This is a genomic window from Archangium lipolyticum, from assembly GCF_024623785.1.
GTDB lineage: Bacteria > Myxococcota > Myxococcia > Myxococcales > Myxococcaceae > Archangium > Archangium lipolyticum.
In genome coordinates, this window is the sequence record NZ_JANKBZ010000001.1 from 847,180 (window position 1) to 860,139 (window position 12,960).

General features: G+C 67.8%; 13 protein-coding genes. 10 read left to right on the forward strand and 3 right to left on the reverse strand.

Annotated features, from left to right (window positions below):
* Positions 1 to 60: 60 nt before the first annotated feature.
* The 3 genes from NR810_RS03110 (at position 61) to NR810_RS03120 (ending at position 2,550) form a co-directional block, all read left to right on the forward strand.
* Positions 61 to 645: a TetR/AcrR family transcriptional regulator gene (locus NR810_RS03110; protein WP_257447472.1), complete on the forward strand. Its 585-nt coding sequence runs from the start codon at positions 61 to 63 to the stop codon at positions 643 to 645.
* A 27-nt stretch (positions 646 to 672) separates the two neighbouring features.
* Positions 673 to 1,653 (forward strand): alpha/beta hydrolase, encoded by a 981-nt coding sequence (locus NR810_RS03115; RefSeq protein WP_257447475.1) that lies wholly within the window; start codon positions 673 to 675, stop codon positions 1,651 to 1,653.
* A gap of 72 nt (positions 1,654 to 1,725) precedes the next feature.
* A complete protein-coding gene (locus NR810_RS03120; RefSeq protein ID WP_257447478.1) occupies positions 1,726 to 2,550 on the forward strand; it encodes an SDR family oxidoreductase in 825 nt (274 codons plus the stop codon).
* Here NR810_RS03120 and NR810_RS03125 read toward each other — a convergent pair.
* Complete coding sequence (locus tag NR810_RS03125) at positions 2,535 to 4,520, reverse strand: glycoside hydrolase family 3 protein (RefSeq protein WP_257447480.1); 1,986 nt, start codon at positions 4,518 to 4,520, stop codon at positions 2,535 to 2,537. The two genes, NR810_RS03120 and NR810_RS03125, sit on opposite strands and share 16 nt — an antisense overlap.
* Before the next feature lie 209 nt (positions 4,521 to 4,729).
* Here NR810_RS03125 and NR810_RS03130 point away from each other — a divergent pair, with 209 nt between their 5' ends.
* From NR810_RS03130 to NR810_RS03140, 3 genes are read left to right on the forward strand one after another with little or no spacing between them, the layout of a single operon-like run.
* Positions 4,730 to 5,665 (forward strand): ATP-grasp domain-containing protein, encoded by a 936-nt coding sequence (locus NR810_RS03130; protein ID WP_257447482.1) that lies wholly within the window; start codon positions 4,730 to 4,732, stop codon positions 5,663 to 5,665.
* A complete protein-coding gene (locus tag NR810_RS03135) occupies positions 5,662 to 6,696 on the forward strand; it encodes an LLM class flavin-dependent oxidoreductase (RefSeq protein WP_257447484.1) in 1,035 nt (344 codons plus the stop codon). The genes NR810_RS03130 and NR810_RS03135 overlap by 4 nt, the downstream gene beginning before the upstream one ends.
* A 50-nt stretch (positions 6,697 to 6,746) precedes the next feature.
* Positions 6,747 to 7,349, forward strand: coding sequence for a malonic semialdehyde reductase (locus NR810_RS03140; RefSeq protein WP_257447773.1), 603 nt, complete (start codon positions 6,747 to 6,749; stop codon positions 7,347 to 7,349).
* 9 nt (positions 7,350 to 7,358) lie between these two features.
* Here the strand turns inward: NR810_RS03140 and map are convergent, their stop codons facing one another.
* The gene (gene map / locus NR810_RS03145) at positions 7,359 to 8,345 is read right to left on the reverse strand and encodes a type I methionyl aminopeptidase (protein ID WP_257447487.1); all 987 of its coding nucleotides are present in this window, start codon (positions 8,343 to 8,345) and stop codon (positions 7,359 to 7,361) included.
* Positions 8,346 to 8,508: 163 nt separating this feature from the next.
* Between map and NR810_RS03150 the strand changes: the two genes are divergently transcribed.
* On the forward strand, positions 8,509 to 9,240 hold the full coding sequence (locus tag NR810_RS03150) for a class I SAM-dependent methyltransferase (protein ID WP_257447490.1): 732 nt from the start codon (positions 8,509 to 8,511) through the stop codon (positions 9,238 to 9,240).
* Positions 9,241 to 9,257: 17 nt separating this feature from the next.
* On the opposite strand, the gene NR810_RS03155 is transcribed toward NR810_RS03150, so the two are convergent.
* Complete coding sequence (locus NR810_RS03155) at positions 9,258 to 9,809, reverse strand: glutathione peroxidase (protein ID WP_257447493.1); 552 nt, start codon at positions 9,807 to 9,809, stop codon at positions 9,258 to 9,260.
* Between the two features lie 111 nt (positions 9,810 to 9,920).
* On the opposite strand from NR810_RS03155, the gene NR810_RS03160 reads away from it, so the two are divergent.
* From NR810_RS03160 to NR810_RS52570, 3 genes are all read left to right on the forward strand, one after another.
* The gene (locus NR810_RS03160) at positions 9,921 to 10,502 is read left to right on the forward strand and encodes a GNAT family N-acetyltransferase (protein ID WP_257447496.1); all 582 of its coding nucleotides are present in this window, start codon (positions 9,921 to 9,923) and stop codon (positions 10,500 to 10,502) included.
* 225 nt (positions 10,503 to 10,727) lie between these two features.
* Positions 10,728 to 11,660: a hypothetical protein gene (locus NR810_RS03165; protein WP_257447498.1), complete on the forward strand. Its 933-nt coding sequence runs from the start codon at positions 10,728 to 10,730 to the stop codon at positions 11,658 to 11,660.
* Positions 11,661 to 11,868: 208 nt separating this feature from the next.
* Positions 11,869 to 12,939 (forward strand): SMP-30/gluconolactonase/LRE family protein, encoded by a 1,071-nt coding sequence (locus NR810_RS52570; RefSeq protein WP_257447501.1) that lies wholly within the window; start codon positions 11,869 to 11,871, stop codon positions 12,937 to 12,939.
* The last annotated feature ends 21 nt before the right edge of the window (positions 12,940 to 12,960 follow it).

A 12,960-nucleotide genomic window follows, 5' to 3' on the forward strand; every position in this document is an offset into this window, starting at 1 on the left:
ACACCGTTGTGTACTTCCTGGACATAACCCAGCCATCGCCGTAAGTAAACAGCCGTGTACATGTCCGGCCCGACCGAGCCCAAGAAAACGACGCGCCAGCGCGATGCCGAGCGCACGCGCACCGCGATCCTCAACGCCGCGCAGACGCTGTTCTCGACACGAGGCTTCACCAACACCGGCGTGCGAGAGGTGGCGGAGCTCGCCGGGGTGAATTCCGCGCTCGTTGGCCGCTACTTCGGCTCGAAGGAGGGGCTGTTCCGGGCGACGTTGGAGCGGGTGATCGACATCACCCCGATACTGCGTGAAGACCGGCGGCACTGCTTCGGGGTGGACATGGTGGCGGCCCTCTTCGACACGCAGGACGCATCGGGCCCGCTGGCGATGATGATCCTCTCGGCGGCCGACCCCGTGGCGCACGCGGCGAGCGTCGAGTTCCTCCAGACGAAGGTGATCGCACCGTTGGCCAGGTGGCTGGGACCCCCGGACGGCGAGGGGCGAGCGGTGCGGCTCAACATCCTTTGGAGCGGCTTCCTCACCAGTTGGAAGCTGCTGCCCATCCAGCCGCTCACCGGGGCGCGCCTGGCCTCCACCCGCCGCTGGCTGGAGACCGCGACCCAGGCGATCGTCGACGAAGGCTCGGCCTGAGATCCACCACCGCATGGGAGCAGAGACATGAAGCGAGCCGAGAATCCGTTTCACCCTGACCTGCAACGCGCCGCGCGCCTCATCCCGAACTTCACGATGACCCGGCCGCTGCTCGCCGTGATGCAGTTCCTCACCCGCCTCCAATCAACACCCCGCGTCCCCGAGGATGTGGCCGTGGAGGACGTGCGGGTGCCCGGGCCCGCGGGGGCGCCACCGGTGCGCGTGCGGACCTATCGGTCCCGGACGGTCCAGGGACCGACGCCGGCGCTCCTGTGGATTCACGGGGGCGGATACATCATGGGCCGGCCGGAGCAGGACGATTTTCTGTGCGTCGGCTTCGCGCGCGAGCTGGGCATCCACGTCACCTCCGTGGACTACCGGCTGGCACCCGAGCACCCCTTCCCGGCACCGCTGGAGGACTGCTACGCGGCGCTGCGGTGGCTCTTCGCCCAGGCGGGGACGCTCGGTGTCCTCCCCGAGCGCATCGCCATCGGCGGGGCGAGCGCTGGCGGAGGGCTCACGGCGGCGCTGGCCCAGCTGGCGCACGACCGCGGGGAGGTTCGGCCCGCCTTCCAGCTGCTCGTCTACCCGATGCTGGACGATCGCACGGCGACGCGCACGGACATCGACGGCACGCGCCTGCGCGTCTGGAACCAGGGCAGCAACGTGTTCGGCTGGAGGTCCTACCTGGGATGCGAGCCGGGTGGCGCGAAGGTGCCGGCGCATGCGGTGCCCGCGCGGCGAGAGGACCTCTCGGGACTGCCTCCGGCCTGGTTGGGCGTGGGCACCTGCGACCTCTTCCTCGACGAGGATATCGCGTACGCCAGGCGCCTGGAGGCCTCCGGCGTGCCATGCGAGCTCTTCAGGGTGCCCGGCGCCTTCCACGGCTTCGATCTCATCACCCGCGACAGCGGGGTGGCGCGCGAGTTCCGCGGGGTCTACACGGCCGCGCTCCGCCGAGCCCTGTTCCCGGCGCACGGCGTCGCGGAGCACGCGAAGGCGGGCTGAGGGATGAAGCACCCGTCCCCGGACGCTGTTTCAGCAAGTACGAGTGCAATCACGCCAAGGGAGACCCGCACCATGACCGCACCACACAAGGACATCATCGTCATCACCGGCCTCGGTGGCATGGGCCTCGCCACCGCCCGCCGCCTCGGCTCCGGCCGCCAGCTCGTCCTCGCCGACTACGCCCAGGACCTCCTCGACCGCGTCGCCGACACCCTCCGCGGCGAAGGCCACACCGTCGACGCCCTCCGCGTCGACGTCTCCGACCAACAGTCCGTCGAACGGCTCGCCCAGCACGCAGGTGCCCTCGGCTCGCTCCGCGCCGTCGTGCACACCGCCGGCGTCTCTCCCGTGCAGGCCAGCCCCGAACGGGTCGTGCGGGTGGACGTCCTCGGCACCGCCTACGTCCTCGACGCCTTCCTCCCCTTGGTGACGCGCGGCAGTGTCGCGGTGTGCATCGCCTCGATGGCCGGCGCGATGGTCCCCCTCCCCCCCGAGGCCGAACGCGCCCTCGCCACCACCCCCACGAGCGAGCTCGCGGGGCTCCCCATGCTCGACCCCAAGAACCTCGATTCCAGCGCCGCCTACAGCGTGGCGAAGCGCGCGAACCAGTTGCGCGTCCAGGCGGCGTCGATTCCGTGGGGGCGGCGGGGCGGCCGGGTGGTCAGCATCAGCCCGGGCATCATCTCCACCCCGATGGGGCAGGCGGAGTTGCAGGGCCCCCACGGAGAGGCCATTCGCGGCATGATTCAAGCGTCCGGCGCGGGGCGCATCGGAACTCCGGACGACATCGCCAGCGCCGTCGAGTTCCTGCTCAGCCCCCAGGCGTCGTTCATCACCGGCAGCGACCTCCTCGTCGACGGCGGCGCCGTCGCCGCGGCGCGCTACGCCCGGTCTTGACGCATCCCTTCCAACACACCGTGTTGGACCAGCTGGTAGCTCAGCCCGAAGAACAGGGGGTACAGCGGATGGGCCGTGTCGTGCGGCATGTCCGACCGTTGTGCCTCCACTTCCGCCATCGAGGAGGGCAGTTCGAAGGGCAGCTTGCCTCGTGGCGCGGCCTTGCCCGTCAAGACGTCGAACAGCGCGGAATCGCTCACGCCGAAGTTGCCGAGGAGGGCGCCGACCTTGTCCTTCACGTTCGTCAGGATCGCCGGGCGATCCAGGTAGACCGTGACGATGGTCGGCACCCTGGCGCTCACGCTCTTGATGGCCTCATAGTCGGCGTTGCCATCCTCGAAGGCGAGGTTTCCTTCGTGCTGCCGGAGCCCGAACACGTACTGGGGATGAAGCGTCTCGAACGGAGCCACCGTCCGCAGGATCGCGACGTCCGCTTCCTCGGGGGTACGGACGACCGTCAACCCATACCTGGCGGCGACCGCGCCATCGATACCATGGAGGTAGACCTTCCGGATGTTGGCACCCAGGGGAAGGATCTTGTCCTTGTTCTCCAGTAGGACGAGTGAGCGCCGCTGGGCCTCCGTCGCCTCGTCCTGGAAGGTGGCGTTTCCCACCACCTCGCCCGCTCGCTCCACGTCGACGTACGGGTTCTCGAACAGACCTTGTTGGAACTTCTGCAGCAGGATCCGATACACCGACTCGTCCAGGCGAGCCTCTGTCACCTTGCCGGCGTTGACCGCGGCCACGAGCGCCTCGGATTCATCGACGCCACCGAATTGGTCCAATCCCGCGTTCACGGCCTTGGCGAAGCGATCCACCTTGGACAGTGTCTCCACGCCCCAGGGAGTTCCAAACCCCACGAAGGAGGGAGTCTGCCCGGGAGGCGCGCCGTTCAGACACGCTTCGTCACAGTCGTTGGTGATGGCCCAGTCCGAGAGGATGACTCCCTCGAAACCATACTGGCCTCGCAACATGTCCGTCAGGAGCTGCGTGTTGAAGCCCGCGCCAACCTGCTCCAGGGGCCGGCCGTTCAAGGTGACTCCCTCGAGGATGGAGTAGGTGGGCATCACCCCTCCGGTCTTCGCGGCGAACGCACCCTCGAAAGGCCTGACGTGGTACTCGAAGTTGTTGCCCGGGAACACCGCGTATTTCCCGTAGGCATTGTGGCTGTCGAAGCCATCCTTCGCGGCGCCGTAGCCCACCCAATGCTTCACGACGGCCACCACGCTGTTCTCGCCAATCCCATTCCCACCGTTCTGGAAACCCTCGATGTAGGCCTGCACGAGCTTCCTGGCGAGCTCGGCGTCCTCACCGAAGGTGCCATGGATGCGCGACCAGCGCGGCTCGGTGGCGAGATCGGCTTGTGGAGAGAGCGCTTCCTGGATACCGACCGCACGGTACTCCTGCCGTGCGATGTCCCCGAAGCGCCTGATCAGGGCCTCGTCACCGATGGCCGCCAACCCCAGCGCCTCTGGCCACTGGGAGAAGCTCCCCGCGGCGACACTAGCGCCCAATGTGAATTGAAAATGATTGCGAGGATCCGTGCTGAGGGTGGCCGGAATGCCCAGGCGTGTCGCTTCCGCGATTTCCTGCAACGCATTGTTCTCCTCGGCGAGGAACCGTGCATCGCCATCCAACCGCGTGATGAAGCTGTTGACGCCCTGCTCGGCGATCATGCGGGTGGCAAGCGCCCTGTCATAACGGGTGACTCCTTCCGTCGTCAGGGTGGGAGCCGTTCCGTGCATCATGACGCCCGCTTTTTCCCGCAGCGTCATCCGGCCGATGAGGTCTCTTGCCCGCTCCTCGGGAGTCCGCCGCCAGTCCTCGTAGGGGTCGACCTGACCATTCCCGTTCAGGTCCTTGAAGCGCAGACCGTCCTTGACGATGAAGCCCACTCCCCTGCCCCCAAGCTCCACCCGAGGCGTGGCCGGAGCATCCTCCCTGCCCTTGTGATGCGACGACGATCCCATGCCCGATACCTCCCAGCTCGAGTCGGGTCCTCGCACGAGCCGGAGCGGGCGGCAACCCGGCTCCCCTCATGGCGCGCGGAACCGCGGGGCCGCCGCCTTGTCGTCCGAATGCGTTGCCAATGAACGACGATTCCGTTATAGCGGACGCGCGTCCGCGATAGCAAACCGCCGCAAGATGGCTCCGCCCCCTCGTCGCAGGTAATCCCCCCATGAGCACGCAGCCCCAGCTCGCCGTCTTCTACGAGCACCCCGAGTGGTTCAAACCCCTGTTCGCCACCCTCGAGCGGCGCGGCATCTCCTACGTACCGCTGCGCCTCGACGAGCACTTCTTCAACCTGGAGGACCGCACGCCGCCCGCGCCGGTCATCTTCAGCCGCGTGGCGATGAGCTCCTTCCTGCGCCAGGATGAGCACGGCATCTTCTACGCCCAGTCCCTGTACTCGCATTGGGAGCAGTGCGGCGCCCGCATCATCAATGGCAACCCGGCCCTCGCGGTGGACACGTCCAAGGCCCGCCAGCTGTCGCTCATCAACTCACTGGGCTACGCGACCCCGGCCACGCGCGTGGTGCATCGCCGGGCCGACCTGCCCCGTGCAGCCCAGGGTCTGCGCTTTCCCATCGTGGTCAAGGTCAACATCGGCGGCTCGGGCGCCGGCGTCGTGCGCTACGACAGCATGGAGCAGCTCGTCCAGGCCGTTGCCGACGGCACCACGCCCACCAGCATCGACAGCGTCACGCTCGTCCAGGAGTACATCCCCACCCGCGGCAGCCGCATCGTGCGCGCGGAGACCCTGGCTGGACGCTTCCTCTACGCCATCTCCCTGACCACCGACGGCGGCTCGTTCGATCTGTGCCCCGCCGATGCGTGCATGGTGGGCAAGCCCAGGATCACCATCGAGCAGACCACGCTGGACGCCGACACCATCCGCGCCGTGGAGACCATCTCGCGCGCGGCGAACATGGAGCTGTGCGGCATCGAGTTCATGATCGACGACCGCGACGGCACGCGCCGCTTCTACGACATCAACGGGTTGTCCAACTTCGTGGCCAGGCCGCTCGAGGTGCTGGGGTGGGATCCGCACGAGCAGCTGGCGGACTATCTCCTCGAGGTCATCGGCGCCCGGCGGCGTGGGGAGGCGGCATGAGGTACGGCTTCTGGGCCCCTGTCTTCGGCGGCTGGCTGCGCAACGTGCGCGATGAGCAGATGGAGGCGAGCTGGGAGTACATGAGCCGGTTGTGCCGCCGGGCCGAGGAGATCGGCTACGACCTGACGCTCCTCGCCGAGCTCCACCTCAACGACATCAAGGGCGTGCGCGAGCCGGCCATGGACGCCTGGTCCACCGCCGCGGCGCTCGCCGCCGTCACGCGCAAGCTCGAGCTGATGGTCGCGGTGCGCCCCAACTTCCACCATCCCGCCCTGTTCGCCAAGCAGGCCGCCAACATCGACCGCATCTCCGGAGGCCGGCTGGCGCTCAACGTGGTGTCCTCCTGGTGGGCGGATGAAGCCCGGCAGTACGGCTTGCAGTTCGATCAGCACGATGACCGCTACGCGCGGACCACCGAGTGGCTGCGCGTGGTGGACGGCCTGTGGTCCCACACCCCGTTCAGCTTCGAGGGGCAGCGCTACCGGCTCACGGATGCCATCTGCGAGCCCAAGCCCCTGGCCTCGCCCCGCCCCACCGTCTACGCGGGTGGGGAATCCGAGGCCGCCAAGCAGATGATCGCCCGCCAGTGCGACGCCTACGTCATGCACGGTGACGAACCGGAGGTGATCTCCGCGAAGATCGCCGACATGCGCGCGCGCCGCGAGCGGGAGGGCCTGCCCCCCATGCGCTTTGGCATGGCCGCCTACGCCATCGTGCGCGACAGCCAGGAGGAAGCCGACGCCGAGGTCGAGCGCATCACCACGCTCGATCCGCAGGCCCCGGGTTTCGCGAACTTCGAGCAGTGGCTGTCCGGCACGCAGCTGGAGCGGGAGCTGAAGATCAAGGAGTACTCGGTGTCCAACCGGGGCCTGCGGCCAGGGCTGGTGGGCACGCCCGCGCGCGTGCGCGAGCGGATCGCCGAGTTCGAGGCCGCTGGGGTGGACCTGCTGCTGCTCCAGATGAGCCCCCAGCTCGAGGAGATGGAGCGCTTCGCTTCCGCCATCATCGAGCCCAGGCGCGTCAGGTCCTGACAGGATGCGCGGGCTTGCGTGGGGCACGCCGCTCCGGTACCCACGGCGGCATGCACCCACGCAACACCCCCCTGGACGCCGACATTCTCGACACGCTCTTCCTCGAGGCACGCACCTCCTACAGCTGGACGGCGCGCCCCGTGGAGGACTCGCTGTTGCGTCAGCTCTGGTCGCTGGCCCGGCTGCCGCCCACCTCGGCCAACTCCAACCCCGCGCGCCTGGTCTTCGTGAAGAGCCCCGAAGCCAAGGAGCGGCTCAAGCCCGCCCTGTCCGCTGGCAACGTGGAGAAGACGATGACGGCCCCCGTGACGGTCATCGTCGCCTACGACACCCGCTTCCACGAGCAGTTGCCCCGGCTCTTCCCCGCGAAGGACATGAAGTCGGTCTTCGAGAAGATGCCGCCCGAGGCCCGCGAGAAGCAGGCCTTCATGAACAGCTCCCTCCAGGGCGCCTACCTCATCCTCGCCGCCCGCGCACTCGGGCTGGACTGCGGCCCCATGGGGGGCTTCGACAACGCCAGGGTGGACGCGGCCTTCTTCGCGGGCACCTCCTGGAAGAGCAACTTCCTGCTCAACCTCGGCTACGGGGACCCGGCCAGTGTGCGCCCGCGGGGCCCCCGCCTGGACTTCGAGGAGGCGTGCCGGATCGAGTGAGCAGGGAAGCTACTCCTCCAGACGGGTGAGGATGTCCGCGCCATCGCGCGTCACGTGGATGGTGTGCTCGAACTGCGCCGAGCGCCTGCCATCCGCGGTGACCACCGTCCAGTCGTCATCCCAGTCCTGGTGCTGGATGGAGCCCATCGTGAGCATGGGCTCGACGGTGAAGAACATGCCCTCCTCGATGATGTCCGTCGCGTGGGGATCGAAGTAATGGCAGACCTGCGGCTCGAGGTGGAACACCTCGCCGATGCCGTGCCCGCAGTAGGAGCGCACCACGCCGTAGCCGTAGCGGTTGGCGTGAGCCTCGATGGCCCGGCCGATGACGTTGATGGGCAGGCCCGGACGTATCGCCTCGATGCCCAACATCATGCACTCGCGGGTCACCCGGAGCAGCTGCTCGGAGGCCGCGTCGATCTTCCCCACGGGGAAGGTCGCCGAGCAGTCGCCGTGCATCCCCTCGAGATAGATGGTGATGTCGAGGTTGACGATGTCCCCATCCTCCAGGGGCCTGCTGTCCGGGATGCCGTGGAGGATGACCTCGTTGACCGAGGTGCAGAGGGACTTCGGGAACCCGTGGTAGTTCAGCGTGCTGGGGTAGCCACCGCGGCGGATGTATTCCTCGTGCGCGAGGGCGTCGATCGCGTCCGTCGTGACGCCCGGGCGCAAGGCGGCCCCCGTCACCCGCAGGACCTCGGCGGCGGCGCGGCAGGCCCGCCGCATCCGCTCCAGCCGGGTCGAGGGATCTCCCTTCACCCCGGGGCCGGGACGGCCTGTCTCCGAGTAGTCGGGCCGCGGGATGTGGGGAGGCACCGGACGGCGGGGGCTCACCACGCCCGGCTTCACACGCCGGGAGGCGGGCACGGGAGCGCGTGCCTGGCTGTCCTCTCCCCGGTGGCACTTCTTGTACTTGGTCCCGCTCCCGCACCAGCAGGGGTCGTTGGGACCAGGCAACTTCGCGGGGGGCAGGATGGGCGTGTTGGGCGTGCTCATGGGTGTTTCTATACCAACCTCCCCTCTTTCTTGGGCTTGCGCGGATCGGCGGGACCGGAATTTCCGCCGATCCAGCCTGAATCCCCGCTCTCCCCTTCATCGGGGTCCGGACGCATCCTCCAATCCAATCGCCCGCCTCCCGCGGGCCTCCCGAGGACACGTCATGACTCACGAACACCACGCCCCCTCCGTCCACCACATCGTGCCGGGCTTTGGCGCCGACCGCGCCGTCCACTACGACACCCAAGCGTCCGTCACCCTCGCCGGCACCCAGGCGATGTACGAGCTCGGCGTCAGCGCGCTGACCGCCCAGCTCGACGGCCAGGACACGGCGTCGCTGCTCTACGTGGGACTGGGCACGGGCGCGGAGTTGATGCCCTACACCCGCTTCGACGTGCCGGGCTGGCGCTTCACGGGCGTGGATCCCTCCGACGCCATGCTCGCCGTCGCCCGCAAGCGCCTGGAGGCCGAGGGGATGCTCTCGCGCACGCACCTGCACGTGGGCGAGCTGCACACCCTGCCCCCCGGCCCCCCGTTCGACGGCGCGCAGATGATGGGGGTCCTGCACCATGTGGAGGGCGAGGAGGCCCGCCTCGAGCTGCTGCGCGAGGTGACCCGGCGGCTCAAGCCCGGAGCGCCCCTCGTCCTGGGCTGCCGCGTCGGCAAGGACCCCGAGCTGACGAACGTGGAGCTACGGCGGTGGCGGGCGTATGGAATCTCCCCGGACGAGCTGGAGCGTCGACGCCAGCGCTTCGCGGAGATACGGCCCATCGAGTCCGATGCCGCCCTGTTCGCGATGTTCGCCCGGACCGGACTGGTGGCGCCGCGTCCGATCTTCCTCTCGCTCCAGTTCAAGGTCTTCCTCGCGCGCTTCGAGCCCGGAGCCGCGGGCTGAGATCCGCAGGAGGTGACTCAGGCGGCGAGCGCCTTGTCGATGGCGGAGAGCACCATGGGATCGTCCGGCGACACGTCCGGCGCGAAGCGCGCGACCACCTCGCCGTTCTTGCCGATCAGGAACTTCTCGAAGTTCCAGAGCACACCGGGCTCGGGGTTCGGCGTCATGCCATAGCCCCGCAGCCGCTCGCGGAAGTTCTCACCAGGCCGCGAGGCCGCCTTGGGGAACCTCTGGGTGAGCTCGCGGTACAGCGGATGGATGTCCGGTCCGGTCACCGTGATCTTCGAGAACATCGGAAAGTCCACCCCGAAGGTGGACCGGCAGAACTGCTGGATCTCCTCGTTCGTCCCCGGCTCCTGGCCGGCGAAATCGTTGGCCGGGAAGCCCAGCACCACCAGGCCCTTGTCGCGGCGTTCGGCGTAGAGCTTCTCCAGGGCTTCATACTGCGGCGTCAGTCCGCACTTGGAGGCCACATTGACCACCAGCAGGACCTTGCCGGCGTAATCGCCAAGTCTGGCGTCATCGCCCGTGATGGTCTTCAGGGGCACTTCTTGAATGGCGGTCGGCATGCGGTTTCCTCCCTCAGCGCTGTTTTTTCTCGAGGACTGGCAGCGGTATCCGATACTGCCGGTCCGGGATCAAGCCCTGCCAGAGCAACTGTCCCGAGCTCCCGAGACGACATGCATCTTCCCACGTTGGAAACGAAGAGGCTGCTGATCCGCCCGTTGCGGATGGATGACCTGGACGAGTGCCATCGGCTCTACGTCGACATCGACTGGGCGGACAAGGCGGTGAGCGAAGAGGAGAACCTGAAGCGGCGTCGCGAATGGTTGGAGTGGACCGTTCGCAACTACGAGCAATTGGCGCTGTTGTACCAGCCACCCTATGGAGACCGGGCGGTCGTGCTCAAGGAGAGCGGCCGCTTCGTGGGTCTGGTGGGACTGGTGCCGTTGTTGGCGCCCTTTGGCCAACTGCCCTCGTTGGGTGGAGTGGAAGGCTCGCGTTTCTCCGCGGAGGTAGGGCTCTTCTGGGCAACGACACCGCATCTGCAGCGGCGGGGATACGCGACGGAAGCCGCTCGCGCGCTGGTGGAGCATGGCTTCGCCAACCTGAAGCTGGGCCGTCTCCTGGCGATGACCCAGCGTGGCAATACCGCCTCGATCGAAGTGATGCGCCGGCTGGGGATGCGAATCGAGGAGAATCCGTTCCCCGAGCCGTCCTGGTTCGAGGTCACCGGCATCCTGGAAGTCAGGCCGGAGTAGCCTGGTGACTCCGATCACCAGGTGGTGAATGCCGTCACCATGCCGTGCGATGCGGGGGACAGGCGTGCTCGTCCCAAGTGACTGATTCTCCGGGAGGAGGAGTGCCCGGGCCTGCGCGTGCAGTGGGGGCAAGGGTTGGCATGCGTCCTGCTCCTGGCCCTCGCATACCGCGCAATCGCGGCCCTGGCGTGTTCCACACGCCCCACGCCCGAAAGCAGCCACGCCATGTCCATCCCCTCCGTCTGCCACCGTCCCGTCATCGCCCCCCACATCGAGCCTGTGTCCTCGCCAGCCCAGCGGGTGGAGAGCACCCCGGCGTCGCGGCCTGGGAATGACCTGCGGCAGAAACTCATGACTGACTCCTTCGAGCAGGGCCCGGGCAAGCCGGGCGCGGTCTCGGGTCTCTTCGAGATGTCCTCGAATCAGGTGTCGCAGGCGCTTGGCGATCTCATGCAGCTGCTGAAGGGACTGGAGGGACAGGTGGACCTCGGGTCCGGAGTGGATGGCGTCTCGGTGGGCGGAGCGGCCGACACCCAGCCCCTGGGTCCTGGCTCCGACGCGGGTCCCGGGTTCGGCGCGCCATCCGCTGGGGCCACCGACCCGGTGAATCCGAGCGAGCCGTGGCTGGCCAAGAACAACGTCGGCTCGCCCTACAACAGCAACATGCGGCTCATCGAGCCGAGCCAGAAGAGCCAGTACAAATACACGAACACGTTCACCAACAACACGAACCAGCCGCAGACCATCACCCTCTGGAACAAGACGGGCCAGAACGGCAACCCGAACGACGGACAGAACTTCGACAAGAGCACGCCGAAGACGTTCACGCTGCAGCCCGGCGAGTCGCGGATCGTGGCATTCGACAGCAACAGCAGTGTGGCGTGGTGCGCATCGAAGGACGGCACGGCGAATCCGGGCGCGAACTCCGGTCAGACCTGGGGCGAGGCGACGTTCGCGAACGGCGCCACGGGCTGGAGCGGCTACGACACCAGCCAGATCAGCCCCGCGGGCCACAATGGCAGGATGTCCATCACGAACGAGGCCACGGGCCACACCGTGACGGAGGCCAACGCCTGGCAGACTCCCTCGGATGACCCCGCGGGCCGCGATGTGGGTGTCCCCGCCGGCCCGCTGAACCTGGTCACGACCTTCAGCTGAGCGGAACATTCTTTTTCTGGGACGGCGGGTCTGACAAGCTCCCCTGCCAAGACGCAAACGCCGTGCATGCATCTGGGGTGGTGCAGCGGACCCCTGCTGCTCCTTGTTGGCATGACAGAAGGAGATCCGGGTGAGAGACATGCCGACACCTGACGGGGATGCGACACGGGCACCCGCCGCCCCCCGCCGCTTCTTCACCAGGAGGGGCGTGCGCATCGCCGCACGCAGCCTCCTCGCTCTTCTGGTGTTCACTGCCGCGTTCGCTCTCTACTGGAGGCTCTGGCCCGCCGGGAGAGGTGTAGGCAGGGAGTGCGAGCTCACAAGCGGCGTTCACGCCGTGTGTGGGCTCAACAAGCCAGAGGACCTGATGCGCCTCGGGGACAGTGACTGGGTCGTAACCGGCAACATGGGCAACGATGACTGGGCCGGGGGCGGCTTTCATGCCGTCCGGATTGGCGACGAAGCTTTCCGCGCCATCACACCCGATCTCGCGCGCCCGGTCGCACCGACCTACTCCGACTGTCCCGGTGCACCTGATCCGAAGCTCTTCTCCGCGCACGGGATTGCGCTCCGTGCCCGCGCCAATGGCGAGCACACGCTCTACGCGGTCAACCACGGCGGTCGCGAGTCGATCGAGGTGTTCGACGTCCGGGTTTCCGCCAAGGGGCCAGAGCTGACCTGGACCGGCTGCGTCATGCTGCCCGCGGAGCATGAAGCCAACTCCGTCGCACCCCTCCCGGACGGCGGCATCGTCGTCACCATTCCGCACCTTCCGTCCGCGTCACAAGGTGCGGTGTTGCGGTGGGTGCCTGGCGGCGGTTGGAGCGAAGTTCCGGGTACCCGCTTCCAGGGAGACAACGGCATCCTGGTGTCGCCGGACGGCACGCGCCTGTACGTGAACGAGTACAACAACAGCAGGGTGCACGAGGTCCCCCTCGGTGGAGCCGGCACGCCCCCCCGGTCCGTCGACCTTGGCTTCCATCCGGACAACATCCGGTTCGCGCCCGACGGCTCCATCCTCGCGACAGGGCACCCGAATTCCCTCGCCGTCGTTGGCCTGTGTGGATTCGTACTGAAGTGCGGCATTGGGACGGAAGTGGCCCGCATCGATCCGGCCACCTTCCAGGCGACCACGCTCTTCGAGCGAAACGCGAACGAGACCTTCAGTGCGGGCACGAGCGCCATCGTCGTCGGTGACGAGCTCTGGATCGGCTCCTTTGTCTCTCGCGCGCTCCTGATCGTGCCGCTAAGCGAGCTGAGGCAGCCGCTCGGGTTGTAGCCCCGTCGCTCCGGCGGCGCC